17 protein-coding genes are annotated in these 26621 nt (G+C 53.0%); 4 read left to right on the top strand and 13 right to left on the bottom strand.

Annotated elements, in window-relative coordinates; genetic code table 11:
* Nucleotides 1-475 precede the first annotated feature (475 nt).
* The 4 genes from mdtC to EDI29_RS07185 form a co-directional block, all read right to left on the bottom strand.
* Nucleotides 476-3556: a multidrug efflux RND transporter permease subunit MdtC gene (gene mdtC / locus EDI29_RS07200; RefSeq protein WP_137740343.1), complete on the bottom strand. Its 3081-nt coding sequence runs from the start codon at nt 3554-3556 to the stop codon at nt 476-478.
* Nucleotides 3553-6675, bottom strand: coding sequence for an MdtB/MuxB family multidrug efflux RND transporter permease subunit (locus tag EDI29_RS07195; RefSeq protein ID WP_137740342.1), 3123 nt, complete (start codon nt 6673-6675; stop codon nt 3553-3555). Before EDI29_RS07195 ends, mdtC begins: the two co-directional genes overlap by 4 nt.
* On the bottom strand, nt 6675-7907 hold the full coding sequence (locus EDI29_RS07190; protein WP_137740341.1) for an MdtA/MuxA family multidrug efflux RND transporter periplasmic adaptor subunit: 1233 nt from the start codon (nt 7905-7907) through the stop codon (nt 6675-6677). The genes EDI29_RS07195 and EDI29_RS07190 overlap by 1 nt, the downstream gene beginning before the upstream one ends.
* Nucleotides 7908-8153: 246 nt before the next feature.
* Nucleotides 8154-9344, bottom strand: a complete 1191-nt coding sequence (locus EDI29_RS07185; protein ID WP_107170895.1) for a NupC/NupG family nucleoside CNT transporter — start codon at nt 9342-9344, stop codon at nt 8154-8156.
* A 341-nt stretch (nt 9345-9685) separates the two neighbouring features.
* Here EDI29_RS07185 and EDI29_RS07180 point away from each other — a divergent pair, with 341 nt between their 5' ends.
* Nucleotides 9686-10651, top strand: coding sequence for an aldo/keto reductase (locus EDI29_RS07180; RefSeq protein WP_137740340.1), 966 nt, complete (start codon nt 9686-9688; stop codon nt 10649-10651).
* A gap of 481 nt (nt 10652-11132) precedes the next feature.
* On the opposite strand, the gene EDI29_RS07175 is transcribed toward EDI29_RS07180, so the two are convergent.
* The 6 genes from EDI29_RS07175 to EDI29_RS07150 all read right to left on the bottom strand — a co-directional run bounded on the left by EDI29_RS07175 (nt 11133) and on the right by EDI29_RS07150 (nt 18484).
* Complete coding sequence (locus EDI29_RS07175; RefSeq protein ID WP_010301002.1) at nt 11133-11474, bottom strand: glucose PTS transporter subunit EIIB; 342 nt, start codon at nt 11472-11474, stop codon at nt 11133-11135.
* A gap of 154 nt (nt 11475-11628) precedes the next feature.
* Entirely contained in the window at nt 11629-13689 is a 2061-nt protein-coding gene (locus EDI29_RS07170) for a beta-galactosidase (RefSeq protein ID WP_137740339.1), read from the bottom strand.
* Nucleotides 13690-13735: 46 nt separating this feature from the next.
* On the bottom strand, nt 13736-14950 hold the full coding sequence (locus EDI29_RS07165; RefSeq protein ID WP_137740338.1) for a glycoside hydrolase family 53 protein: 1215 nt from the start codon (nt 14948-14950) through the stop codon (nt 13736-13738).
* Between the two features lie 35 nt (nt 14951-14985).
* Complete coding sequence (locus EDI29_RS07160) at nt 14986-15834, bottom strand: sugar ABC transporter permease (protein ID WP_137740337.1); 849 nt, start codon at nt 15832-15834, stop codon at nt 14986-14988.
* Between the two features lie 12 nt (nt 15835-15846).
* Nucleotides 15847-17163 (bottom strand): sugar ABC transporter permease, encoded by a 1317-nt coding sequence (locus EDI29_RS07155; RefSeq protein ID WP_137740336.1) that lies wholly within the window; start codon nt 17161-17163, stop codon nt 15847-15849.
* 88 nt (nt 17164-17251) lie between these two features.
* Nucleotides 17252-18484: an extracellular solute-binding protein gene (locus EDI29_RS07150; protein ID WP_137740420.1), complete on the bottom strand. Its 1233-nt coding sequence runs from the start codon at nt 18482-18484 to the stop codon at nt 17252-17254.
* A gap of 492 nt (nt 18485-18976) precedes the next feature.
* Here EDI29_RS07150 and EDI29_RS07145 point away from each other — a divergent pair, with 492 nt between their 5' ends.
* The gene (locus tag EDI29_RS07145; RefSeq protein WP_137740335.1) at nt 18977-20059 is read left to right on the top strand and encodes an ABC transporter ATP-binding protein; all 1083 of its coding nucleotides are present in this window, start codon (nt 18977-18979) and stop codon (nt 20057-20059) included.
* Nucleotides 20060-20570: 511 nt separating this feature from the next.
* On the opposite strand, the gene EDI29_RS07140 is transcribed toward EDI29_RS07145, so the two are convergent.
* Both EDI29_RS07140 and galR read right to left on the bottom strand, forming a co-directional pair.
* The gene (locus tag EDI29_RS07140) at nt 20571-21890 is read right to left on the bottom strand and encodes a maltoporin (RefSeq protein WP_137740334.1); all 1320 of its coding nucleotides are present in this window, start codon (nt 21888-21890) and stop codon (nt 20571-20573) included.
* Between the two features lie 439 nt (nt 21891-22329).
* A complete protein-coding gene (gene galR, locus EDI29_RS07135; protein ID WP_107170875.1) occupies nt 22330-23340 on the bottom strand; it encodes an HTH-type transcriptional regulator GalR in 1011 nt (336 codons plus the stop codon).
* Nucleotides 23341-23805: 465 nt separating this feature from the next.
* Here galR and galT point away from each other — a divergent pair, with 465 nt between their 5' ends.
* Together galT and galK are read left to right on the top strand one after the other, a co-directional pair.
* The gene (galT, locus tag EDI29_RS07130) at nt 23806-24846 is read left to right on the top strand and encodes a galactose-1-phosphate uridylyltransferase (RefSeq protein WP_137740333.1); all 1041 of its coding nucleotides are present in this window, start codon (nt 23806-23808) and stop codon (nt 24844-24846) included.
* 9 nt (nt 24847-24855) lie between these two features.
* On the top strand, nt 24856-26019 hold the full coding sequence (gene galK / locus EDI29_RS07125; protein ID WP_137740332.1) for a galactokinase: 1164 nt from the start codon (nt 24856-24858) through the stop codon (nt 26017-26019).
* Between the two features lie 41 nt (nt 26020-26060).
* On the opposite strand, the gene EDI29_RS07120 is transcribed toward galK, so the two are convergent.
* Complete coding sequence (locus tag EDI29_RS07120; RefSeq protein WP_039471078.1) at nt 26061-26498, bottom strand: type II toxin-antitoxin system HicB family antitoxin; 438 nt, start codon at nt 26496-26498, stop codon at nt 26061-26063.
* Between the last annotated feature and the right edge of the window lie 123 nt (nt 26499-26621).

Here is a 26621-nt window from a genome sequence, read left to right as displayed (position 1 = left end):
AGCGGTTTTCGCGGCGTCCTGCCGCTCATCCGAGAGATCATCTCCTCCTCAGCATCATTTACGCCAAGGCGGGAGTTCGTTGCGAGCTATATATTTCTTTTCTGTCACTTCGTGTGCTTAACATTTTTTCCTGGCGTAAAAAATTGTACTGAGACGGAAGCTGGCTCACGGGTGAGTGGCATGGACGCCACGAAAGACAGTGACGCGCTCCCGGCGCGGCACTGGCGGCCCGTAAAGAGACGGCTTTCGGCGAAGGCACCGCGTAGCGGTACAATTTAGCGCCAAAAGCCAGGGTTCCAAGGGCGACGGCAATTGAGCCGCCCTTGGTCGGGCGCGTTCTGGGCGCTATTAGAAAAACAGTGAACGTTAAGCGCACGAAACCTCTCTAGAAATAACATGTTATTAGGTCTTATCGTTACTCATGTCCAGTTATGATAGTGACAAATCCTGCCGCTCATCCGAGAGTTTTTTCGCACTAGGAATTCGCTTCCAGTTCTCGTGGGGCTTTGCGCCGAATATTCCTCAGTTTGTCGAAAAACAGATACACCACCGGAGTGGTATACAGCGTAAGGATCTGGCTCATCACCAGTCCGCCGACAATCGTGATGCCGAGCGGTTGACGCAACTCTGCACCGTCACCGCTGGTTAGCACCAGCGGCAGTGCGCCAAACAAAGCGGCTAATGTGGTCATCATAATCGGGCGGAAACGCAGCAGGCAGGCCTGAAAAATGGCGTCCTGTGCGCTCAACCCGCCGCTGCGCTGTGCCACCAGCGCGAAATCCACCATCATGATCGCGTTCTTCTTCACGATCCCAATCAATAGCATGATCCCAATCAGCGCCACCAGACTAAACGGTACGCCAAACCACTCCAGCGCCAGTAGTGCACCTACGCCCGCAGAGGGCAGGGTAGACAGAATCGTCAGTGGATGCACATAGCTTTCATACAGCACGCCCAGCACGATATACACCGTGATAATCGCCGCCAGAATCAGCAACAGCTGGGAAGACTGTGATTGCTGGAACGCCTGCGCCGTACCGGAGAACTGACCGCGTACCGAGGACGGCACACCCAGTGACGTCATGGTTCTTTCTACCGCCGCCGTCGCCGTGGAAAGATCGGTGCCTTCTGGCAGGTTAAAAGAGATGGTTGAAGCGGCAGATAGCCCCTGATGGTTTACCGACAGCGGCGCGTTGATCGGCTTCCAACTGGCGAAATAAGAAAGTGGGATGGGTTTACCTTCGTTATTGATGACGAACATCTTGTTCAGTGAACTGACATCCTGCGTGTAGGCGTCGTCGACTTCCATCACGACCTTGTACTGGTTTAACGGCTGATAAATGGTCGAAATCTGACGCTGGCCGAAGGCATTATTAAGCAATGCATTAGCGGCAGAGACGTTGATGCCCAACTGTGCCATCGCATCACGATCGTAGGTTAACGCCATTTCTGCACCTTTATCCTGCTGATCGGAGTTCACATCGGCCAGTTCAGGCAGTTTACTGAAAGCGGCACGGATCTTTGGCTCCCAGGTACGCAGTTCGCTCAAATCATCAGACAGCAGCGTGTACTGATACCCGGCGCTCGATTCCCGCCCGCCGATACGGATATCCTGCACCGGCATTAAAAACAGATTGGCACCGGGTTCTTTTGCCAGCTTGACGCGCAGACGACTAATGACCTGCTGTGCCGATACATCGCGCTCGGATAGCGGCTTAAGCGAAATAAACATCGAGCCGCTGTTGGTGCGCGATCCCCCCGTAAACCCGTTCACGTTATCCACCGCAGGATCGCTGCTGACAATGGTCATGAAATTCTGGAGCTTCACCGTCATGGCCTGAAAAGAAATACTCTGGTCGGCCTGAATAAAGCCCATCAGCCTGCCCGTATCCTGTTCCGGGAAAAAAGTCTTCGGAATACTGATGTACAGCCAGACGTTAAGTGCGATGGTTCCCAGCAAGAGCAACAAAACCCAGCGTGCATGGTTGAGCACCCACTTCAGCGATCGCCCGTAGCCTTGTTGCATGGCGAGCAATACACGGTTAAAACCCCGTGTGCGTGGCTGGCTGCGTTTGGGCACGGCACGTAGCAGTCGTGCGCACAGCATGGGGGTTAGCGTGAGCGAGATCAGCAGGGAAATCATGATCGCCACTGACAGCGTCACGGCGAATTCACGGAATAGTCGCCCCGGCAGGCCGTCCATCAACAGCAGCGGGATGAACACCGCCACCAGCGACAGACTCATCGATAAAACGGTGAACCCCACTTCTCTCACCCCCTGAAGCGATGCCTGGAGCGGCTTCATGCCCGCTTCGATGTGGCGGGAAATATTTTCCAATACCACGATGGCATCATCCACCACGAAACCCGTAGCAATGGTGAGCGCCATCAACGACAGGTTATTCAGGCTGAAGCCGCACAGGTACATGGCAGCAAAGGTGCCAATGAGTGACACGGGAACGGCTAGTGCCGGAATAGCGGTTGCCCGCCCGGAGCGTAAGAACAGGAAGACGACCAGAATCACCAGTGCGACGGCGATAATCAGTGATTGCTCCACTTCCGCCAGCGAGGCGCGAATAGTGGGGGAACGATCCTGTGCGACATCCAACTGTATTTCGGCAGGCAGGCTGGCGCGCAGTTCCGGCATTGCGGCACGGATGTTGTCTACCGTGGTGATAATGTTGGCATCCGGCGCGCGGCGAATCATCACCAGAATGGCAGGCTTCGCGTTCGCCATCCCTGCATTGCGCGCGTTTTGCACGGAATCTTCCACCGTGGCGACGTCGCTCAGGCGAACGGCGGCGCCGTTGTTGTAGTGGATAATCAGCGGTGCGTAAGCATCGGCAGTTTTGAGCTCATCGTTGGTTTGTATCTGCCAACTTTTCTGACTGTTTTCCACATTCCCCAGCGGTCGGCGCACATTTGCCTGTGCGATGGTCTGTCGTACGTCATCCAGGGAAATGCCTTGGTTAAATAACGCCACCGGATTCAGTGCCACGCGCACGGCGGGGAGCGAACTTCCGCCGATGGAGACATCGCCAACGCCTTCCATCTGAGAGATTTTCTGTGACAACTGGGTGGACGCGAAATCGTACAGTTGACCCTGGCTGTAGGTGTCCGAGGTCAGCGTCAGAATCATGATCGGTGCGTCGGATGGGTTGACCTTACGGTAAGTCGGGCGGTTGGACATACCGGACGGCAGCAGGTTCTGCGCGGCGTTGATGGCCGCCTGAACATCACGCGCCGCGCCGTTGATATCCCTGTCGAGGTTAAACACCAGAATGACGCGCGTACTGCCGAGTGAGCTGGTGGACGTCATTTCGTTGACGCCCGCGATCCTGCCGAGCGCACGTTCCAGCGGCGTCGCGACGGCAGAGGCCATGGTTTCCGGTGATGCGCCGGGCAGTGAGGCGCTGACCGAGATCACCGGGAAATCCACCTGTGGCAGCGGGGATACGGGCAACAGGCGGAAACCTAATACGCCACAGAGCGCGATGGCCAACGTCAACAGCAGGGTGGCGACGGGGCGGTGGATGAACAGGGCGAAGAACTTCACTCGATTTCTTCCTCCTGACGCGGTGCACGACGAAAGCGCGCCGCCAGACGGTCAAACAGCAGGTAAATTACCGGTGTGGTAAACAGCGTCAGAATCTGGCTCATGATCAGGCCACCGACCATACAGACTCCTAGCGGCTGACGCAGTTCCGCGCCGACGCCAGTGCTCAGCATCAACGGTAACGCACTGAGTAGGGCGGCCATCGTGGTCATCAGAATCGGTCGAAAACGCAGCAGACAGGCCTGATAAATGGCGTCATACGGTGTCATCTCCTGTTCTCGCTCCGCCGCTAGCGCGAAGTCGATCATCATGATGGCGTTTTTCTTCACGATCCCGATGAGCAAGATGATCCCGATAATGGCGATCACATCCAGCTCATTCCCCGCCATCATGAGCGCCAGCAGCGCACCGACGCCCGCCGTTGGCAGTGTAGACAAGATGGTGATCGGATGAATAAAGCTTTCGTACAGCACGCCGAGCACAATGTACATCGCAACAATCGCCGCCACGATGAGCCACACGGTGCTGCTCAGCGCCGACTGGAACGCCAGCGTACTGCCCTGAAAACGAGTGGTGATATCCGCGGGCAGATTCAGCTGTTGTTCAGCCAGCGTGATGGCATCAACCGCTTCGCCTAGAGCATAGCCGCTGGCGACGTTGAAAGAGATCGTCGTCGAGGGGAACTGGTCGATATGGTTGATCGCCAGCGGTCCCTGACGCTCTTCAATCGTGGCGATGCTGCTGAGTGGAATTGTGCCGCCGTCGCTGCTGATGAGGCGCACGTCGTTCAATGCGTCCAGACCAGTGTTGTTGGTCGTATCGTGTTCCAGCACCACGCGGTACTGGCTGGCCTGCGTATAGATGGTGGAAACCAGTCGCTGACCAAAGGCATTGTACAGCGCGCTATCGACCTGAGACATGGTGATGCCCAGACGGCTGGCGCTGTCGCGGTTCACGTTGACGTAGGCGACTGCGGCACCGTCTTGCCAGTCGCTGCTGACATCCTCTAGCTGCGGTAGCTTTTTCAGTTCGGTCATCAGCTTCGGCACCCAGACGCTCAGTTCATCCAGCGACATTGCCTGCAACGTAAACTGATATTGCGTGCGGCTAATCTGGGTGTCGATGGTGAGATCCTGCACCGGTTGCAGATACAGTTGAATACCGGGAATCTGGGCAGTTTGCTGTTGCAGGCGACTGATGATCGCCTGAATACGCTCACTACGTTCACTGAGCGGTTTCAGGTTGATTTGCAGTCGACCGCTGTTCAGCGCAGCATTCGTCCCATCGACGCCGACATACGAGGAAACGCTCTCTACCGCAGGGTCCTTCATGATAATGGACGCGACGCGCTGTTGGCGGTCAGCCATATTGCTGAACGAAACCGTCTGCGGTGCCTGTACTGTACCCTGAATAATGCCGTTATCCTGTAGCGGGAAGAAACCCTTCGGAATCCAGATATAGAGCAGGATAGTGAGCAACAGCGTACCCAGTGCGACGCTGAGCGTTAGCCACGGATGATTGAGTACTTTGCGTAGCCAGACGCCGTAGACATTGATCAGACGGGTGAAGAAACGCTCGCTGGCACGCGTAAAACGGTTCTGTTTACTCAGCGACTGATGGCTCAGCATCCGTGCGCACATCATCGGGGTGAGCGTGAGCGACACGACGGCAGAAATCAGAATCGATACCGCTAGCGTCACGGCAAACTCGCGGAACAAGCGTCCGACGATATCACCCATAAACAGCAGCGGGATCAGTACGGCGATGAGTGAGAAGGTCAGGGAAATAATGGTGAAGCCGATTTCTCCCGCCCCTTTCAGCGCGGCGTTAAGCGGTTTTTCCCCTTTTTCGATATATCGGGCGATGTTTTCGATCACCACAATGGCATCATCTACCACGAAGCCAGTAGCGATAGTGAGCGCCATTAACGTCAGGTTATTGATAGAAAAACCGAGGAAATACATGGCGGCAAAGGTGCCGATCAGCGACAGCGGCACGGCGATGCTCGGGATCAGTGTGGCAACGGCGTTACGCAAAAACAGGTAAATCACCATCACAACCAGTGCGATAGCCAGCAGTAACTCGAACTGGACGTCTTTTACGGAGGCGCGAATGCTGGTGGTGCGGTCGGTCAGCGTGGTGACCTCGACGGCGTTTGGCAGGCTAGCTTTTAACGCGGGCAGCATCTTGTTAATGCTGTCCGTGGTCGTGATGACGTTGGCACCTGGCTGGCGCTGAACGTTGATAATGATTGCCTGCTGCCGATTCGCCCAGGCACCGAGATGAATATTCTCGGCGGCTTGCTCAATCGTGGCGACATCCTGAAGCCTTACCGGTGCGCCGTTTTTCCATGCAACAATCAGCTTGCGGTAATCATCAACAGATTTCATCTGGTCGTTGGCGGAGAGCGTCACTGAGCGTGTCGGACCATCCAGACTCCCCTTGGCGGAATTCACGTTGGCGGCGGTAATCGCGGTGCGAATGGTTTCGCTGGTCAGGCCGTAAGCCGCCAGCGCCGGCGCGTTTAGCCTTACCCGCACGGCGGGCCGTTGGCCACCGGCTAACGACACCAGCCCGACACCAGCGACCTGCGAAATTTTTTGCGCGATCCGGTTGTCCACTATGTCCTGCACTTGCGTCATCGACATCGCGGTGGAGGTGACGGCTAGCGTCATAATTGGCGGGTCAGCCGGGTTCACTTTGCTGTAAGTGGGTGGATAGGGCAGATCGCTTGGCAACAGATTGCTGGCTGCATTAATGGCGGCCTGTACATCCTGCTCCGCGACATCCAGCGACAGCTCAAGCTGGAACTGAAGCGTGATGACGGATGCGCCGCCTGCGCTCTGTGTCGACATCTGTTTTAGCCCGGACATCTGGCCGAACTGCCGTTCCAGCGGCGCGGTAATCGCCGAGGTCACCACGTCGGGGCTGGCCCCCGGATACAGGGTAACAACCTGAATCGTCGGATAATCAACCTCAGGCAGCGCGGAAACGGGCAGTGCCCGATAGCCAATGATACCGGCCAACAGAATGGCGAACATCAACAACGTAGTCGCGACGGGGCGTAGAATAAACAGGCGTGACGGCCCGCCGCCGCTGGCTGGAACGGTATCCTGCATCAGGATTTCTCCCCAGTGATGGCAGGTGTTTTCTCCGTTAGCGTAGAGGGAACGACTTCCACTTTGGTTCCTTCAGTCAGACGGTCGATGCCGTCAGTGACAACCTTAACGTCGGCATCCAGTCCGGCAGTGACTACGACCAACTGGCCGTACTGAATGCTGGTTGTGACCTGACGCTTACTGACCTCGTTCTTATCATTCAAAATCCAGACGAAGCGGCCTTCATTGCCCATTTGTACCGCAGCGGAGGGGGCGACGACGGCGTTTTGCAGCGTATCGACCTTCATGCGGATATTCACAAACTGATTCGGGAACAGGGCATCATCCAGATTGTCAAAACGCGCCTTGAGCTTGATCGTACCCGTGGTGGTGTCGATCTGGTTATCCATACTGAGCAGGCTACCCTGCGAGAGTTTCTTCTGATTGGCGCGATCCCAGGCTTCTACCACGGGCGGCTGACCTGATTTCTGCGCGCTAATGATGGTGGAAATTTCCGCTTCCGGTACGGTAAAGACGACATCGATAGGGTACGTCTGTGTAATCACGACAATGCCATTGGTGTCGCCGCTGGTGATGTAATTCCCCACATCGACCTGTTTTAAACCGATCCGACCGCTGATAGGGGCGGTAATTTTGCTGTAATCCAACTGGAGCTGTGCGCTGGCTACGGCACCGTCATCGGCTTTTAATGTGCCTTCCGCCTGACGCACGGCGGCGATCTGCGTATCCAGTTCCTGACGGGAGATCAGGTTGGTTTTCACCAGTTGCTGATAGCGTGCTAAATCCTGCTGAGCGTTAGCCAGTACGGCCCGATCTTTTGCCAACTGCCCCTGTGCCTGCGTCAGTTCAACCTGAAACGGACGGGGGTCGATTTCTGCCAGCAGATCGCCCGCCTTAACCTGTTGTCCCTCCTGAAAGTGAAGTGCCATCAGTTGCCCGTTCACCCGGCTGCGTAGCGTCACGGTGTTGGCCGCCGTTACGGTGCCTAAACCGGAGAGATAATAAGGTACGGAGGCGGATTGCGTCAGCGCAGCCTGTACGGGAGCCAGCGTGCGCATGGCCGCTCTACGCCCACCACCACTGCTGCTACCCGAATTTGACGTACGGGCGGCGTGCTGTTCACTTTTGCCGGGGGCAGTAGGCGGTGTCTGGGTAAAGTGGCGCCAGATCAGTACGGCAATAGCAATAACAGCAGCAAGTACCAGCAGGCCTCGGATACGTTTAGCATTCATAGTGGTGGATTACTCTCTCCAGGTTGCGCGGGAAGCACGATCTACCCGTCATACTTCACGCTGCATGTGCGTTAGCTGTCATACTCAGCGTGTTATTGGACCAATGGCCGTATTTTACTAGTTTAAACAGGGGATGCCGGACAAAAATGAAGGAAATATGGAAGATGTGTCAGGGTTTGTAGGAAAAAAAATCCGGCAGTGTAAGACTGCCGGACTGGGATAAGGATTTTATAACCTGATGAAGGGTTACAGCACCAGACCCGCGATAGACGCGGAAAGGATGCTCACCAGCGTGGATCCGTAAACCAGCTTCAGGCCGAAACGGGAAACCACGTTACCTTGTTGCTCATTCAGGCCTTTAATCGCGCCCGCAATAATACCGATAGACGAGAAATTGGCGAAGGACACCAGGAACACAGACAAGATACCCACGCTGCGTGGAGACAGCTCGCCTGCCACTTTTTGCAGTTCCAGCATCGCGACAAATTCGTTAGAAACCAGTTTGGTTGCCATGATACTACCAACCTGAAGCGCTTCATGAGACGGGATACCCATGATCCAGGCGAACGGGTAGAACGCGTAGCCAAGGACTTCCTGGAAGCTGATGCCAAAAATGGCGCTGAAAATCGCGTTGACTGCGGCAATCAGTGCAATGAAACCAATCAACATGGCTGCCACGATCACGGCAACTTTAAAGCCTGCCAGAATGTATTCGCCCAGCATTTCAAAGAAGCTCTGGTTTTCATGCAGATTACCCAACTGCAATTCCGGCTCTTCACCGACTTTGTAAGGGTTAATCAGCGACAGCACGATGAAGGTACTGAACATGTTCAGAATCAGCGCAGCAACAACGAATTTGGCATCCAGCATAGACATATACGCACCGACGATGGACATCGACACGGTGGACATCGCGGTAGCGGCCATGGTGTACATGCGTTTTTCAGACATCTTGCCCAGAATATCTTTATAGGCAATGAAGTTTTCGGACTGACCAAGAATCAGTGAACTGACTGCGTTAAAGGATTCCAGCTTGCCCATACCGTTCACTTTGGACAGCACTGTACCAATGGCGCGGATGATGATTGGCAGCACTTTAATGTATTGCAGAATACCGATCAGCGCAGAAATGAAGACGATAGGGCAGAGTACTTTGAAGAAGAAGGAAATCAGGTTCTTCTCACTATTCACCATGTCACCGAATACGAAGTCCGTCCCCTGGCCTGCAAATCCGAGTAATTTGTCGAAGACTGCTGCGAACCCTTTGACCACACCTAACCCAACGTTTGAGTACAGGAAGAAATAGGCGAGCAGAATTTCGATGACGAGTAGCTGAATAATAAAACGAATACGAATGCTTTTACGATCGCGGCAGACGAGTAGCGACAGCGCCGTAACAACAACCAGCGCCAGAACAAATTGCGCGATATGGGACAAGGACATGTGTGCTCCGAATATGAGGCAGGCCAAATTTTCCACGTCATTTTATGTAACGCGTGCACTAAAAATGAGAGGAAGAACGCAAAAAAACAATTATACCTTGGGATTTTATCTAAACTAAATGCTACGTCTCGTTATTTGGGTCTTTCTGTTCATTCATTATTCTTATTCCACATACCCGTCATACTTCAGGTTGCATGTGCGTTGTTCAAAACGCTAACGTTTTGTCCTGAAACTCGAATTATTTAGGGTAGAGAAATTTGCTCCGCCACGCTTTGCATTGCCGATTGGCGAGTCTGTTTATGATGTTTTCTGCATGATTCAAAAGGAGAGTGATTATGTCAGTATCAGATACCACACGTGAGCTTGGACGTTCTGGGATCGTGGTTCCACCTTTTTCTTTCGGCGGTAATGTCTTTGGCTGGACGGTTGACGAATCGACGTCGTTCAGCCTGCTGGATGCGCTGTTGGCGCACGGGCTGAATTTCATTGATACCGCCGATGTTTATTCGCGCTGGGCACCCGGTAATCAGGGCGGTGAATCTGAAACCATCATCGGCGACTGGCTGAAAAAAAGCGGCCAGCGTGACAAGGTGATTATTGCCACCAAAGTCGGCATGGAGTTGGGCGAGGGTAAGAAAGGGCTGTCTGCTAGCTATATTCGACAGGCGGTCGAGGCCTCATTACAGCGCTTGCAAACCGACTACATCGATCTCTATCAGGCACATACTGACGACAAAGAAACGCCGTTGGAAGAAACGCTGGCCGCGTTTGATACGCTGATTAAAGAGGGTAAGGTACGCGCGATTGGCGCGTCCAACTACAGCGCAACGCGTCTGGCTGAAGCGCTGAAAGTCAGCAAAACCAACCATCTGGCACGGTATGAAACCCTGCAACCGGAATACAATTTGTACGATCGGCAGGGTTATGAGGCCGCGCTAGAGCCGCTGGTGCGTGAGCAAGGGGTTGGCGTTATTAGCTACTATTCGCTGGCCAGCGGGTTTCTGTCAGGCAAGTATCGTCAGCCGAAGGATGCGTCGAAAAGCGCACGCGGGCAGGGCGTAGTGGAAAAATACCTGAACGAGCGTGGCCGCACTATTTTGGAAGCGCTGGATAGCGTGGCGAATGCGCATCAAACGACGCCATCGCAGGTCGCGCTGGCCTGGCTGATCGCACGTCCGAGTATTACAGCCCCGATCGCCAGTGCGACGTCGCTGGAACAGGTCGCCGAATTGGCGAGTGCCACGCGGCTGGTGCTGCCAGCAGAAGATATTGAGCTGTTGGATCGGGCGAGTCGCTATTAGGAAATTGCTATCTTTGCAGCGGTATTTTCGTTGCATTTTTATGCGGGCGTGAAGATGGTTTCGTGCGCGATAATACCGTTATTTTCATGCTACCTTGTAGCACGCGCCCGACATAGGGGGCTACGCCAGCCCCCTATGAACCCCGGCTTTTGGCGGGAATTATGCCGCTTACGCGGTGCCATCGTCGGTATCAGGCTTAGAGGACCGCTTGCGACACGTTTACTCGCCCCATAAACGGGGCTCGCCCTTCGGGCCAGCACAAGTGCTGTTCAAAAACGTCTCTGACGTTTTTGTCCGACGCGGCACTGGTTTTCGCGACGTCCTGTCGCTCACTCGGCGGCCAAGCTCACCGCTGCATAATTTTTTACGCCAGATAACGGCAAGGTACTCATACATTTACAACATTTATCGCGTACGAAACTGCTTCAATAGTGGCATAAAAATGTGGCTAAGAAATAGCGACCGAGCAGATTTAAAACCGCTACCGCGCTTCTGCGCCATCATCCTCAAACCAGGCGGCGAGTTCGCGCCGCAGGTTATCCGATTGCGTGCCGAAAATCGCCTGCACCTGATGGCCGACAATAATCACGCCGATAGCGCCCAGCTTTTGCAGACTGTCGCTGTTGACCAGACGCAGGCTGTGAACTTCGACCCGCAGGCGGGTGATGCAGGCATCCAGACTGACAATATTTTCTTTGCCGCCAAAGGCGGTTACCAGTTGCTGCAAGTTTTCTTTGTCTAGCGGTGAAGCGATTTCAATCTCGGTAATTTGCTTACCCAACATTGATGCGAACAATTTCCGAAAATTGTGAATCTTGCCCATCGTAGTCACCTCTTCGTTTGTTTATCAGCGTGCGTATGATAATGCCGCTCATCTGGCATTACTGTTAGGCGACACACGGCGATGAGGTTTCGTCGAAATCCCCATCACCGTTGCCCCACCAGTATTGCGATGCTTAACTGACCAGCATGAACCCTTACTGTAATGCGCGGCGTAGAATCCGGCAGCCGTAGCCTGACAGGTCGATAGTCCCTGAAAGCGTGCTACCCGTGGTCATTTCTTCGTAGGCGGTAGGCAGCGTAATTTGCTGCTGTGTTGCCGTGTAATTCTGTACGAAGATAAACTCGCTTTCCCCGTCATCACGACGATGAGCGACAATGCCGTAAGGCAGGTCGGTCGGTAGCGCACGCGGTAGATCCAGCGTTTGTATCAGCGTGGTGAAGAAATCCCGCTGGAAGGTGAGATCGTTGCGCGATGCGATGTAGTAAGCCTGTCCTTTGCCGTAATCATTGACCGTAACGGCCGGGCGTCCGGCATAGAAATCGCTGTCATAGGTCGCCAGCGCCCGCGCGCCTTCCAGATGAATCAGTTCGCACAGCTGCGTGACCTGATACGGCCCGACCAGACGTTGCTCATTGCCGTCCAGACCGCTGATGCTGTTGCTTTCATGATCGTACAGTCCGTCGATTTCTTCCGCCCAGATCCCCATGATAGGGCGAAGCGGGCCAGGGAAACCGTTTTGGTGGCAGAGATCGGTTTCGTTGACGACGCCAGACCAATAGGTGGTGACGAAGCGGCCACCTTGTTTGACGAAGGCATCGACACGTTCGGCAAAGCCATCGCGCACCATGTAAAGCATTGGTGCAATGACGACCTGATAGCCGCTGAGGTCGACATCGGCGTTGATGATGTCCACTGCCACGCCCTGTTCCCAGAATGTCCGATAGTGTTCGGTGACGGTTTTCTCATAGAACAGCCCCGCATTGCGCGGCCCTTGGGCGTTGTCCATCGCCCAGCGGCTTTCCCAGTCGAAAATAATGGCGACTTTGGCGTCAACCCGACTGCCTGCCACCGGTGCGAGTTTGTTAAGGATGTCACCCAGCTCCTGCACTTCTCGCCCAACGCGGGTGTTGATATGCCCGACATGATCGACGACGGCACCGTGGAACTTCTCAACGGAACCGCGGCTTTTACGCCACTGGAAATACTGCACGGAGTCGGAACCGTGTGCGACGGCCTGAAGCGAAGACAGGATATGCATACCCGGCTTTTTCAGCTTGCTGATCGGCTGCCAGTTGGTCAGGCTTGGCGTTGACTCCATCAGGTAGAAGGGCTTGCCACCTTTCAGCGTGCGCATCAGATCGTGATACATCGCGGTATAGGCACCCAGCGTGCAGTCATCTTCCGCGTTGTGCCACAGCGGGTAGCTGTCCCAGGAGATGAAGTCGATCACCTTTGCCAACTGCCAGTAGTCGTAATCATAGAAGTATTCCATGAAGTTCGTCGTGGTTGGCAGAGACGGATTTTCGGCTTTGAGCGGTACGATTTCTGCGGCACAGAAATCGCTGACCTGTGAGGTGTTAAAGCGTTTCCAGTCCAAATTCAGACCGTGGATGGATACTTCACCGATGGGCGACGGGGGTTCTAACTGTGACCAGTCGGTATAGGTATGGCTCCAGAAGGTGCTCCACCACGCTTTATTCAACGCGTCTATCGTGCCGTAGCGTGCTTTTAGCCAGCTTTGGAAGGTACTGCGGCAGGTATCGCAGTGGCACTCGCCGCTGTATTCGTTAGAAATATGCCAGCCGATCACCGCAGGATGGTGCGAGTAGCGTTTTGCCAACTGGGTGTTCATCTGTTTTACTTTTTCGCGATAGTTCGGCGAGCTTAGGCAATGGTTGTGGCGACCGCCGTGCAGCGCCCGTACGCGGTTGCTGCCCACGCGCAGCACGTCAGGATATTTCTGCGATAGCCAGGCCGGGCGGGCACCGCTGGGTGTTGCCAGAAAAACGAAGACCCCATTGGCATACAATGTATCGAGGATGCCGTCCAGCCAGCCAAATTCGTAGCGACCTTCTTCTGGTTCAAGCCCAGACCAGCTGAAAATCCCCACGGACATGACGTTGCACTGGGTCTGCTTCATCATCTCAATGTCTTTTTCCAGAACCTCTGGGTCGTCCAGCCATTGGTCAGGGTTATAGTCTGCGCCATGCAGTAGAACAGGCACCTTGCTGCTTAGCGGGGGAAATTTGAACATCGTTCTCTCCTAAACGGTTGTCGATGCGTTGAATACGGTTTACGACTTACTTAAACGCTCTGATGGAAGGCAGTACGTTGCCTTTGCAGTCGAACAGCGCTTGGTTTTCCCGCGCGTTGCCTTCTTTCCATTCGTCGTTGTTGTATTTCATACCCGCTTTCGTGGCCCAGGTTGCGCCGGGGGTAGGCAGCCAGATGGGCTCCCAATAGAAGACGCCTTTACCACGCTGATTGGGGACGTTGATGACGCTTTGCATCAGGTCATGCAGGTAATTGGCCTGACCCTGAACGGAAGCGGGGTAGCCGCCTGCATCCAGCTCTTTTTGCTGGAAGCTGTTTTCCGCGTTATCGCAGTTTTCTAGCGTGTAAGCATAGGCGGCTTCAACCACGATGATGTCTTTATTGTAGCGTTTGGTGACGTCGTTCATGTTGTACTGCAACGCGCTGATGGGGCCGTTCCAGTAGGTGTAGAACGAGGCGCCGATGACATCGAACGGGACATTACGTTTGACGATTTCATCGAACCACCAGATAAAGGTGTCGTTTTTGGTGCCTTCCGCCAGATGCAGCATGATTTTGACGTTATTCGCGCCCTGTACGTCCTTCACTCCCTGAATACCGGCTTTCAGCATCGCTGCGAGGCGATCGAATTCGCCGCCACCCTGACCCCAACTTTTTCCTTCCGGCCACAGCATCCCGCCGTTCAGTTCGTTACCGATCTGCACCATATCTGGCATGATGCCCGCTTTCTGAAATTCGCTAATAGTGGCTTTGGTGTAGTCATGTACGGCAGTGGTGAGCTGTTCCACGTTTAGGCCAGACCAGGCTTTGGGCTTGTTTTGGTGAGCCGGATCGGTCCAGAAATCGCTGTAGTGAAAATCCAGCAGCACTTTCATACCGTTAGCTTTGGCGCGTTTAGCCAGCGCCAGCGTGGTGGCCAGATCGTTGTTGCCGCCGCCATAGCCGTTGCCTGCCGCATCTTTCGGATCGTTCCAGATGCGCAGGCGGATATAGTTAATCCCGTTCTCTTTCAGAATCAGCATGGCGTCTTTCTGTTTGCCATGTTCGTCATAAAATTTTCCGCCGTGCTTTTCCACCTCGTTCAGCATGGAAATATCTGCGCCTTTAATGAAGTCGGCAGGGACGTTCGTCAACTTATTGATCGTCACATTCTCTGCGGCATACAGGGTTTGCGGCAGGGAGAAGGTCAACAGGCCAGTTGCCAGCATGGCGGCCATCAGTACGCGTTTTTTCATTTTCATTTTACGTTCCTGGAATAGGTACAGATGTTGAGTTATTACCCTTTGGTTCCGCCTGAGGTCAGGCCGGAGACAAAGTACTTTTGCAATGAAAGATAAAGAATGGCGACCGGTACCGCGATCAGCACGGCTCCGGCGGCGTAGGTGGTGTAGCTAGCGCCCATTTTCTGTGCGACCAGGTTATAAAGCCCGATAGGTAGCGTGTACTGATCCGGCGTGCGCAGGATGGTGCTGGAGAGAATGAAGTCGCCTAGCGGGCCGGTAAACGAGAACAGGGCGATCACCGCGATGATCGGTTTGGACAGCGGCATAATGATCTCGATAAAGATGCGGAAGTTGCCCGCGCCGTCCATACGCGCGGACTCATCCAGATCTTTCGGAATGGCATCCAGATAGCCTTTCATCAGATAGGTATTCATCGGGATCATGCCGCCGACGTAAACCAGCACCAGCGCAATATGGCTGTTCACCAGCCCTAGCATCTGCGCCAGTACGAAGATGGCGATCAGCGCGGAGAACTGTGGAATCATCTGCAATAGCAAAAACAGCATCAGCCCATTCTGGCGGCCGCGAAAGCGGAAGCGCGAGAAGGAATACGCGGTGAAGCTGACGCTGATGAGTGTCAGAATCATGGTCAGGAAGCTGATTTTCATCGAGTTCCAGTACCAGGCGGCATAGTCAATCTGGCCGTTGAACAGCTCCTCATAGTGAATGAAGGAGAAGTTATCCGGGATGATTGAGGTGTTGAGCAGGCTGCTGCCGGGATTTAATGATGCACCTACCGTCCAGATCAGCGGGTAAATAATAATGACGGCCACAATCGTCAGCAGCAGGTAGGTCAGGCCGAGTTTGATAAAATTTTGGCGTTTAACGCTGTGCTTTTTCATCTGCGCGCTTTCCTATGCCATGTTGTCTTGTTTGAAGGAATTGGTGGCGCGGAACTGCCACAGCGCGATTCCCACGACAAAAATCGACAGCAGAATGGTGATGCTGGCTGCGATCGCATATTGGGAAGAAGACATGGTCAACTTATAAATCCAGGACACCAGAATGTCCGTTCCACCTGCGTTGGAGCCGATCACCGCCGGTCCACCGTTGTTGAACAGATAGATGATGTTGAAGTTATTAAAGTTGAACGTGTACTGCGTGATGATGATCGGCGCAATGGAGTAGAGTACCAGCGGCAGCGTGATGGTGGTCAGCTTGTACCAACTGCTGGCACCGTCAATGGTTGCGGCTTCGTACAAATCGTCAGGAATAGCCTGCAATACGCCCGTCGTCATGGCGAACACAAACGGGAAGCCTAACCAGGTTTGCATCAGGATCAGCGCGGTTTTGGTCCAGAATGGATCGGTCATCCACGCTTTAGGCTCAATCCCCAGCGCGGCCAGAATACCGTTATTAATCACGCCAAATGTTTCGTTAAACATCCCCGCGAAGACCAGAATGGTGACAAAGCCCGGCACTGCCCACGGCAGGATCAGGATGGTGCGGATCAGCGGCTTGAAACGCAGGCCCTTCTGGTTCACCAAAATCGCCAGCAGGATGCCCACGGCGCACTGGAGTGTGGTCGCAATCAGCGTCCAAATTACCGTCCATTGCAGCACGTCAAAAAACGTAGAGCGCCAGAGATCGAGCCGGAAAATGTTGATGAAATTTGTCATCCCCACCCAGTCGACCAGCTTGGCGGGCGGCGTGTGGTAGAGGTTGTAATTGGTAAAGGCAATGGAAAAGCCGAAAATAATCGGGAAAACCACGACAAAGACCAACAGGATGAAGCCAGGCGTAATCATCAGATAAGGGAAGCCTTCGCTCAGCAGCATCTGATATTGCTTCTTCACGCTGTTCAACGGTAGGCCTCTATCACGCCTAGCACCGCACACGTAAGCATCGCGCAGGCTCAAATAGTAAACGCCGACGCCAAAGGCGGCGACGATCACACTAATAATGCCTTTTGCCAACAGAAAAATAGAGTGATCGCGCGGCAGCTCGGTGCCCAGCGTGATAAGTCCCCAAGCGCCGTTTTGCAGGAAATCATGGAATATGCCGATGAAGCAAACCATGACGATAAAGAAAAGCGCGCCTTTGACGAACTGGCGATTATACATCTGTCCGAGTCCGGGGACGATCGCCAGCAATACCGCTGTTCTGGCGTGGCGACGTCCTCTTTCTTGTGGCGTAAGGCCGCTGGCGTTGACGGTCACATCTACCTCCATTTTCTTAAAAACATGGGTATCCCCGCATCCCGATATCTAGTGGGGATAAACAGGGGGAACCCATGTTGACCCACGGTGGAGCAGTGGTTTACTGGTTACTGTGGTTAGCTTCGATCTGCATTTTTATTACCTTCACGGCGGATTCCAATGCCGCTTTGGTGTCCTGCTTGCCCGTCACGCTCAATTGCAACGCGCTGTTGGCTGGCGTCCAGACTTCCTGCATTTCCGGTACGCTCGGCATAGGAACGGCATAGCCAGACTGGATTGCGACAGCACGGGATTTTTCGTCATCCTTAATCAGCGGATCGTCAACCAGCGCTGCGATCGGTGGGATTTCGCCAGTTAACTGGAAGCGAATTTTGGCGTACTCAGGCTGATTGATGAATTCGATGAATTTCTGCGCCAGCTCTTTGTTTTTGGAGTAGGTGGAGATGCTGTAGCCTTTCACGCCCAGCAGCGAACGCGGATGCTCGCCGTTTGGCAGCAGCGGAAGTGGGGCGACGCCATAGTTTACGCCCGCGTTTTTGTACGGCTGGAACGCCCACGGGCCGGTAATCACGGCAGCGGCTTTTTTCTCGGTAAACAGGGAGTCGATGGCGTTAGCGCCAGTTTCACCGACGATGCCCGGCGGGAACAGGCCATCTGCATAGAATTTCTTGATGTAGTTGACGGCATCGATGGTGGCTTGTTTATCCAGACCGATGTCTTTTACGTTCGGTGAACCGTTGCTGTTCTGCCCGAAAATGTAGCCACCCATCCCGGCGATGACGCCATAGGCGTAATAAATCTCATCAAATTTCGCCAACAAACCATAGCGACCTTCGGCACGTTGTTGTTTGGAGAAGGCAAACAGGTCGTCGAATTTTTCCGGCGGCTGTGGCATCAGATCTTTGTTGTACACCAGCACGGTGGTTTCGACCGCTTTCGGCACGCCGTACAGCTTACCGTTGTAGGTTTGTGCTTCCAGTGCTGGTTTAGTGAAACTCGACAGGAACGTCTGATCCAGCTTCAATTCGCTAATTAACCCCTGAACCACAGCGGTGCCAACCTGATCGTGTGGCATCACTATCACATCTGGGCCGATCCCCGCAGGGCCATCCAGACGGAGTTTCTCAATCTGCTGGGCGTAAGGTGTTTCCAGCACTTTGATTTTGACATTATTTTGTTTTTCAAAGGCTTTTATCGCATCGGCAATGCCGTCTGATTTCTTGATATCTTCCCATACCAGAAGTTCTTTGTCGGCTGCCAGCGCTGATTTGCTGAGCACGCCGGTGATACCCAGTGAAATCATAATGACGGTAGTCAGCGTTTTCATTTTCATCATTAGTCCTCAAAGCCCTGGTGGGCCAATCATGGTAGGAGATCGTCACGTACTTTCCGCTTTCGCCGTTTTTGGCGTCTCTGTGCGGTGTGGGTGTAACGTTACACCACACGGCAGTACACAGCAGGAAATGAGGCATCTAACCGTACGCGTTGTGTGGTGATCGTCGCTGTGTGGCGCGTGATGCTTTATTGTGCATTTTCCACAAAGTAGGGTAACGGTTACACCAGTGGCGATTACATTAAGCAGAGTGCGCCACGTCTGCCAGTGAAACATGTAAAGGCTGTGATCTTATGCACAAAAGTAACCCCCTGTTTGTGCAAACGGTTACACCATGCTGTTATATTGCGATTATGACCAGCGTGCAGGTAAGCCTGGCCGGATGCTGATACGTCTGGAAGGGCTGCCGAGCCATTTTGAGTAGACGACCACTGGGCCGTTGTGACTCAGCGCTTATATCCTTAAAAGCAAAATTATCAAGAGGTTACCGTTATGGCGTCGATCCAGTTGGATAAAGTGAGTAAGCATTTTGGCAAAACGATTACGCTTCACGATGTGAATCTGACGATTGCAGATGGAGAGTTCGCCGTTTTTGTTGGGCCGTCTGGCTGCGGTAAGTCGACGTTGCTAAGAATGATTGCCGGGCTGGAAGATGTCACGGGCGGTGAAATCATGATTGATGATGCGGTAGTGAATGATGTCGCCCCCGCTCATCGTGGTGTTGCCATGGTGTTCCAATCTTATGCGCTATACCCGCACATGACCGTCGCCGAGAATATGGGCTACGGTCTGCGCGTTAATGGCGTCCCTAAAGACCAGATTAAGCACCAGATCGAGATGGTGGCGAAGACGCTGCAACTGTCTCACCTGTTGGAGCGCAAGCCGAAAGAGTTGTCAGGCGGCCAGCGTCAGCGTGTGGCGATAGGGCGTGCTATCGTGCGTAATCCGAAAGTGTTCCTGTTTGATGAACCGCTGTCGAACCTTGATGCTGAGTTGCGCGTGGATATGCGGTTGCATATTGCCAAGCTGCATCAGGAATTGAAAACGACCATGATCTACGTAACGCACGATCAGGTCGAGGCCATGACGCTAGCCGACAAAATTGTGGTCATGAATTATGGCAAAGTCGAGCAGGTTGGATCGCCGATGGAGCTTTACTATCATCCGGTTAACCAGTTTGTGGCAGGGTTCATCGGCTCGCCAAAAATGAACTTCTTACCTGCGCAGGTTATCGACTGGACGCCGGATAGCCTGACGGTAAATATCGCCGAGCAGTTACAGCTTGAACTGCCGGTGCGCACCAGTGAGCTGAGCGCTGGGAGTACGATTACGCTGGGACTACGACCAGAACACGTGTCACCGGAAGGTGAGGGGATTCGCCTGTCATTCGGCTGCGAAGTCGTCGAACGTTTAGGTAACAGCACCTACCTGTTCGGCCAATGCTGTGGCATTGATAACTTCAAACTGCTGCTGGCGGGCGACAGTGCTTTTAAACCCTATGAACACATTGAGGTGTTCTTCTCCCCGAATAACTGTCTGGTGTTCAACGCCGATGGCCTGCGTATCAGTGAGTAGTAAGCGACTGCATCGCTGCATCTCAATAGCCAAAATCCCTTCTAAACATAACCAGCGCCCTTAGCGGGCGCTGGTTTTGCTGCCGCTGTCTACGGCCTATTGTAGAAACTGTTTTTCTTTATGCTGATGCGGTGTAAGTGTTTCGTGCGTGTTAGGCATCTTATTTCTCTGCAACATCGTTACACGCCCGACAAGGCGCGCTCAATCGCCGCAGCGCCTTGACCACTGGCTTTTCGGCGTGAATATCGCCGCTGCGCGGTTCCTTCGGTATGCATGCCTGCTGATCGGATCACCTGAGACGCGTTCCAGACGCGGCGCAGGCTTTCGCGGCGTCCATGCCGCTCATCCGGCAGTCATGCACACCTCAGCGCGATTTTTTACGCTGGTATAAAAAACAGTGAAAATTTTATAGCGGATACCATCCGCAACAGAAAAAGGCTTTCCGTAGAAAGCCTTTTGGGAAACGCCCGACGGGAATGATGAGCCCGTCGAGCTGAGGGTTAGTGCAGTATTACCACCAGGCTTCTGCCTGAATACCGACGTTCACTGAATTGCTGCGATCGTCGTTGAAGCGGTTTTTATTTTCATTTCCACCGTTCAGATAAGAAACGAAGAAGCGCAGTTCTGGGCGTGTCAGCATAGGAATATCGGCGCTGAAGGCGTGGGCCAGCGTGTATTTTTGGCCGCTGTATTTGGTTTCTGTACCGGCTTTCCAACTATCTGTTTTTTGATACGCGCCGGCTTCCAGATAGGTTTTCTGGTTTTTGGTCCAGGCATATTGGCCGCGACCGACCGCAGACAATAATTCTGTGCTGTCGCGCCAGCGGCTGATTTCATCTGCTTTACCGTAGGTCAAAACATGGCTAAGGGAAATATTATCGGTGATCGGCAGGTCACCAGCCTGAATGACGCGGTAGCCTTTGGCGCTGCTATTGATGTTCCAGACGTCATACCAGCCGCCGCCCTGATCGACCATGTTGTGCGCCAGTCCTTTATCGGCGTATTGCAGCACCAGTTTCTGGTTGGACTTGAGGCCGGAGAAGTACTGGCTGAGTTCAGCCGTAATCATCATCGAGTCTTTAGGATCGAATTTCCCGCCCCCTTCCTCGGGTGAGACGATGAAGATGTTTTTCTGCGTGTCCGCTTCATTTGGCATCGCGTAGGAGATACCGAACTCCGTCCACGCGCCGTCCCACGGTTTCCAGCCCGCATAGCGTGCATCCAGATAGTTGATATTCAGATCGTTGTAGGTATCTTGCCTGGACGTACATTCCTGACTATTAACGCTGTTGCTACAGTTAACGCTCATGTTTTCGGCATCGGCACGTATCCAGGCAAAAGAGAACGCGCCTTCACCAGCCTTGACGTTTTCGATCCCGGCACCGGCACCGGAGATGTTCCAGTATTTGGTATCGATGATGTGCAAGTCATGGCGCTGATAGTAGCGTTTCCCCGCCCAGACCGTGGCATCCGGCAGCCCTGGCACAAAGCCTTTCGCCTGAAGATTCAACTGGCGCAAACCAAACTCGGCATCGTCATCCTTGGTGGTTTCATTATCGTTCGAGCCGTTGGAAAACATGGAAATCATACTGTCGAAGTAAAACGTTTTCCCATTTTCGTTATACAGCTGCTGCCCTAATTGAATTTCGCCGTAGGTGTCATCTTCGTTACCTAATCTTCCCACATAGTTCTTATCGGCTGTCTGTTGTTTCCCGTGGTTTGATACACCCACGCCAGAACGGAAGTATCCTGAAAAATCAACAGAATAAGAAGGAGTTGCCAGCATTGCCAAACTCAGCGCAATGGATGTCGTCAGCAGTTTTCTTTTCATAATATACCTTTCGCTTATTCGGGTAAGAATGTGGATGTTCCAAATAACATGACGTGAACGGAGGTAAAACGTTTCCACTCATGGCGAAGGATTATGGGGGAATAAAATAACGCATGACATGATTGTTCTCACAAAATACAAAAGAGTTACACCAAAAATTACACTAATTTAACGATGATACAGACTGGTTTTAGGCGATTTATTAGGTTTTATCTGATGTTATTCGCTGTGTAACGGCGTGTAATTGGTTACACATTTTGTTCGTGAGCCTCAAATGCAGCATAAAATTTTTTTATGTCAGAATCGGAAATGTTTCTGGAAAAGAGTGAAAGAGGGGTTGGCAAGAGAAGTAAAGAACAAACGTGTGAGTGCGGAAGGGTAATGATGTCACTGCTTGCCTGATATGAAGGATCATATCAGGCAAGCAGTGCGATAGCAGTTACTTCTTACGAGCCGGAGGGCTAACAGAATGGCGGCGTACCAGCGTCGGGCTAAACATATTCGTCGTTTCGCTGAGCTGTTTACCGTGGGATAACGCGATAGCTAATTCTGCCGCCTGAATGGCCATGGCGGAAACCGGATAGTGCACGGTGGTCAGGCGAGGGCGGAGGTAACGAGCGATCAATACGTCATCAAACCCTACCACCGACATATCCTGCGGTACGCTGATGCTGTTATCACTCAGGACGGAAAGGGCACCTGCTGCCATGGAGTCGTTGTAGCACACCACCGCGGTCATATTACCACCGCGACTCAAGAGTTCCGTCATGGCGGACTCGCCGCCCACTTCGTCCGGTGAGGCGCGGGCAATGAGGCGCTCATCCCGTGCGATGCCGTGCTCTTGCAGTGCATCCATATAGCCTTGTAGGCGGTCGGTGGAGTCGGAAATTTGGTGGTTGGAACAAAGAAAACCGATCTTCTGATGGCCTTCCTGAATCAAATGACGTGTTGCCAGCCAAGAACCATAGCGATCGTCAAGCGCAACGCAGCGGTGTTCATAACCTGGTAAGGTGCGGTTAATGAGCACCATATCAGGAATGTGGCTCATCAGCGCCGCCAGTTCCTCATCTGAAAGCATTTTTGCATGTACGATCAGCCCCGCACAGCGGTGGCGAATCAGCTGTTCAATGGCTTTCTTTTCCTGTTCGGCATTGTGGTAGCCGTTACCAATTAGCAGGAAGTTGCCGGTTGCCTGTGCAATTTGTTCGACAGATTTGACCATTGTCCCGAAAAAGGGATCGGACACATCCGCAACGACCAGCCCCATTGTCTCTGCACTTTGGTGTGCAAGCGCTCTGGCATTGGCATTCGGATGGTATTGCAGCTCCGCCATAGCCTTGTGTACGGCTTCCCTTGAGGCCGTACTGGCTTTGGGCGAATTATTGATGACGCGCGAAACCGTAGCGACTGATACACCTGATAGACGAGCAACATCCTTTATTGTGGCCATTGGCATTCCTGAACGGTCAAATGCGTGGTGAGGCGGACCGCAGCCTAACGCACAAGTTAAAAGAAAAAATCGATTACTTATATTGATAAATGTACAGGTTTTTGGAGGATGTTACCTACCCGACCTGCTTTCCTTTTTGATCCAGACCGTACTTATGTGATCGCTATCAACAATCATCGGCTATTTCTCTCTTCCAAAATACCATCCTGAGGTTTAAATTTAGGGTAACCGATTACACCTATGCGGTGGCTAAACGATAGCAGTCTATCTGTATTCAGCATTATTACAGCTATTTTATCCATAGCTTAGGGTGAAACTGATTACATTAACGGGATTTTCTGGTTAGGTTTACTGTCTTTTTAAACGCTTTTTCCAGACTGCTGACAGGCTGTTAGCGCCTTACAATTGGCTGCGGATGGCTACCACTGCTGTACCGAATTCGTATTTTGTATTGAGGAGTAGCTAATGCAGTTTGAGCCAACTGAACATCCGCATCGTCGTTTTAATCCACTTAAAGGCGAGTGGATTTTGGTTTCTCCACACCGTGCCAAGCGCCCTTGGCAAGGCCAGCAGGATGAACCCGACCGCGCCACGCCGCCGCCTTACGATCCGACCTGCTATCTGTGTGCGGGCAATAAACGTATTACGGGCGATATCAATCCGCACTATCAGAGCACCTTTGTGTTTACCAATGACTTTTCGGCACTGATGGAAGACACGCCGGAGGCTCCCTCGGGGGATGACGAGTTGTTCCGCGTGCAGCAAGCCCGTGGAGTAAGCCGTGTGATCTGTTTTTCTCCCGATCACAGTAAAAGCCTGCCACAGCTTTCGCTGCCAGCACTGAAAGCCGTGATCGATACGTGGAGCGATCAAACCGAGGAATTGGGTAAGCGCTATCCGTGGGTGCAGGTGTTTGAGAATAAAGGCACGATGATGGGGTGTTCTAATCCGCACCCACACGGGCAAGTTTGGGCTAATGATTTTTTACCGAACGAAGTGCTGCGTGAGGATGAACAGCAGCGTGACTATTTTACTCGCCATGGCTCGCCATTATTGCTGGACTACGTTCAGCGAGAGCAGTCTGACGGTTCACGCATTGTGGTGGAAACCGAACACTGGTTAGCCGTTGTCCCTTACTGGGCGTCGTGGCCGTTTGAAACGCTGGTACTGCCCAAGTTTGCAGTGCAGCGATTGCCACAGCTAAATGACATTCAGCGTGACGATTTGGCGTTGATACTGAAAAAACTGACCAGCCGTTACGACAATCTGTTTCAGTGTTCATTTCCCTATTCGATGGGGTGGCATGGCGCACCGTTTAAGGGTGACGACATCCAGCACTGGCAACTGCATGCCCATTTTTATCCCCCGTTATTACGTTCCGCCAGCGTGCGAAAATTTATGGTTGGCTATGAAATGCTGGCTGAAGCACAGCGTGATCTGACGGCAGAACAGGCCGCTGAACGCTTACGCAGCGTGAGCGATATCCATTTTAGTGAGCAAATTTGAGGTCATTTTATGAGCCGTATTGATTCTCTACGTCAGTTAACTGAGTCTGTTTTTGTCCGATTATTTGGCTATGCGCCGCACGCGGCTATTCAGGCTCCTGGCCGGGTTAACCTGATTGGTGAGCACACCGATTATAATGACGGTTTTGTTTTGCCTTGCGCTATCGATTATCAGACGGTTGCCAGCGCGGCGGTACGTCAGGACGGCATCGTGCGGGTGGTGGCGGTGGACTATGACAATCAGCAGGATGAATTTGATCTTGCTAAAGAAATAGTGCCTCACCCGGAATATCTCTGGGCCAACTATATCCGCGGAACGGTGAAGTTTTTGCTGGCGCGTGGCCTGCCGCTTAGCGGCATGGATATGGTGGTCTCTGGGAATGTGCCTTCCGGTGCCGGGCTGAGTTCTTCGGCTTCGCTGGAAGTGGCGATTGGGCAGACGTTCAAGGAATTGAATAATCTGGATATCAGCCAGTTGGATGTGGCGTTAAACGGTCAGCAGGCGGAAAACCATTTTGTCGGCTGTAGCTGCGGTATTATGGATCAGTTTATTTCTGCTCAAGGACGTGCCGGTCAGGCGCTGTTGATCGACTGCCGCTCTTTGGAAGGGCGTTCTGTGCGCATGCTCGACGGTGTCGATGTGCTGATCGTGAATTCCAACGTGCGCCGTGGGCTGGTGGACAGTGAATACAACACGCGCCGCCAGCAGTGTGAAGCGGCGGCGCGTCACTTTAACGTTAAAGCGCTGCGTGATGTATCCCTGTCACAGTTTGAGGCGGGAATCGAGGGGCTGGACCCGGTGGCGGTACGTCGTGCGCGGCACGTCATTACCGAGAATCGCCGCACGTTGGAAGCAGCCGATGCGCTGGCGCGTCAGGATGCCCACCGCTTGTTTACGCTGATGGCAGAATCGCATGTTTCCATGCGTGACGATTTTGAAATTACCGTACCGCCGATCGATACATTGGTCACGTTGATTCAGGATTATGTCGGTGAGCGCGGCGGGGTACGCATGACCGGTGGCGGTTTCGGTGGCTGTATTGTTGCCCTGATCCCCTCGGCGCTGACTGATGAAGTCAAACAGGTAATCGAGCGTGAATATCCGGCGCGCACCGGGCTTCAGCCGTCAATCTATCTGTGCCAGGCATCTGATGGGGCTGGGCGTGTGAGTTAAGTTTAGGCTGGGAAAGGTGAGGGAAACCTCACCTTTTCAGTTTATTGTCGAGCCTGTGGAGAAATAGAAACATTAACGTCACGGTTAAGCTGGCGCAGAGCTAACTCGATCGTTTCAACTTTTGATGAATGTTCAACGTCCAAAAGGCGATCAATTTGCGGACCTTTTTGGCCTAACCGTCTGGCAAGTTCAGCTTTACGCGTTCCTGTTTCAATCATTGCATTATGTAATGCAGCCTTCATCGTCACTAATACTGGGATCGTGACAACGTGCTCTCCTGCTATTGGCGCGCTAGCGTAAGGAACAGGGCGGCGTTCTTCAATTTCGATGGCTATGGCGGTAACAATTCCGTCAACAGATTCCAGAAGGGCTGAGTCAACGGAGTCACCAACCGAGTTCATTAATGGCAAATCGCGGCAAGAAACCACGTATTGTCCGGTTGCTTCGTCGAGTTCCAGTTTTACGGGATAGTTGAACATACTTTTACCTCTAAATGGGGTTTCCCCCGATGTAACGAGAATCGCACTTACATAGATTATAGTGGTATCGACGTAATCATATTAGTGGTTCTTCTAACCAATTCGCTGAATTTACAGAAATTT

This window comes from Pectobacterium polonicum, assembly GCF_005497185.1.
In the GTDB taxonomy this organism is placed as follows: domain Bacteria; phylum Pseudomonadota; class Gammaproteobacteria; order Enterobacterales; family Enterobacteriaceae; genus Pectobacterium; species Pectobacterium polonicum.
Note: the sequence above shows the minus strand (reverse complement) of the source record. Positions and strands in the feature narration are given on the sequence as shown.

Excerpts from the sequence above, each read along its gene's own strand:
- EDI29_RS07120 (WP_039471078.1), bottom strand. The coding sequence starts at position 26,498 with ATGTTCAACTATCCCGTAAAACTGGAACTCGACGAAGCAACCGGACAA.
- EDI29_RS07160 (WP_137740337.1), bottom strand. The coding sequence starts at position 15,834 with ATGAAAAAGCACAGCGTTAAACGCCAAAATTTTATCAAACTCGGCCTG.
- EDI29_RS07170 (WP_137740339.1), bottom strand. The coding sequence starts at position 13,689 with ATGTTCAAATTTCCCCCGCTAAGCAGCAAGGTGCCTGTTCTACTGCAT.
- galR (WP_107170875.1), bottom strand. The coding sequence starts at position 23,340 with ATGGCCACAATAAAGGATGTTGCTCGTCTATCAGGTGTATCAGTCGCT.
- EDI29_RS07145 (WP_137740335.1), top strand. The coding sequence starts at position 18,977 with ATGGCGTCGATCCAGTTGGATAAAGTGAGTAAGCATTTTGGCAAAACG.
- EDI29_RS07180 (WP_137740340.1), top strand. The coding sequence starts at position 9,686 with ATGTCAGTATCAGATACCACACGTGAGCTTGGACGTTCTGGGATCGTG.
- EDI29_RS07190 (WP_137740341.1), bottom strand. The coding sequence starts at position 7,907 with ATGAATGCTAAACGTATCCGAGGCCTGCTGGTACTTGCTGCTGTTATT.
- EDI29_RS07175 (WP_010301002.1), bottom strand. The coding sequence starts at position 11,474 with ATGGGCAAGATTCACAATTTTCGGAAATTGTTCGCATCAATGTTGGGT.
- EDI29_RS07155 (WP_137740336.1), bottom strand. The coding sequence starts at position 17,163 with ATGGAGGTAGATGTGACCGTCAACGCCAGCGGCCTTACGCCACAAGAA.
- EDI29_RS07140 (WP_137740334.1), bottom strand. The coding sequence starts at position 21,890 with ATGAAAAGAAAACTGCTGACGACATCCATTGCGCTGAGTTTGGCAATG.
- EDI29_RS07150 (WP_137740420.1), bottom strand. The coding sequence starts at position 18,484 with ATGAAAATGAAAACGCTGACTACCGTCATTATGATTTCACTGGGTATC.
- EDI29_RS07165 (WP_137740338.1), bottom strand. The coding sequence starts at position 14,950 with ATGAAAATGAAAAAACGCGTACTGATGGCCGCCATGCTGGCAACTGGC.
- EDI29_RS07195 (WP_137740342.1), bottom strand. The coding sequence starts at position 6,675 with ATGCAGGATACCGTTCCAGCCAGCGGCGGCGGGCCGTCACGCCTGTTT.
- galT (WP_137740333.1), top strand. The coding sequence starts at position 23,806 with ATGCAGTTTGAGCCAACTGAACATCCGCATCGTCGTTTTAATCCACTT.
- galK (WP_137740332.1), top strand. The coding sequence starts at position 24,856 with ATGAGCCGTATTGATTCTCTACGTCAGTTAACTGAGTCTGTTTTTGTC.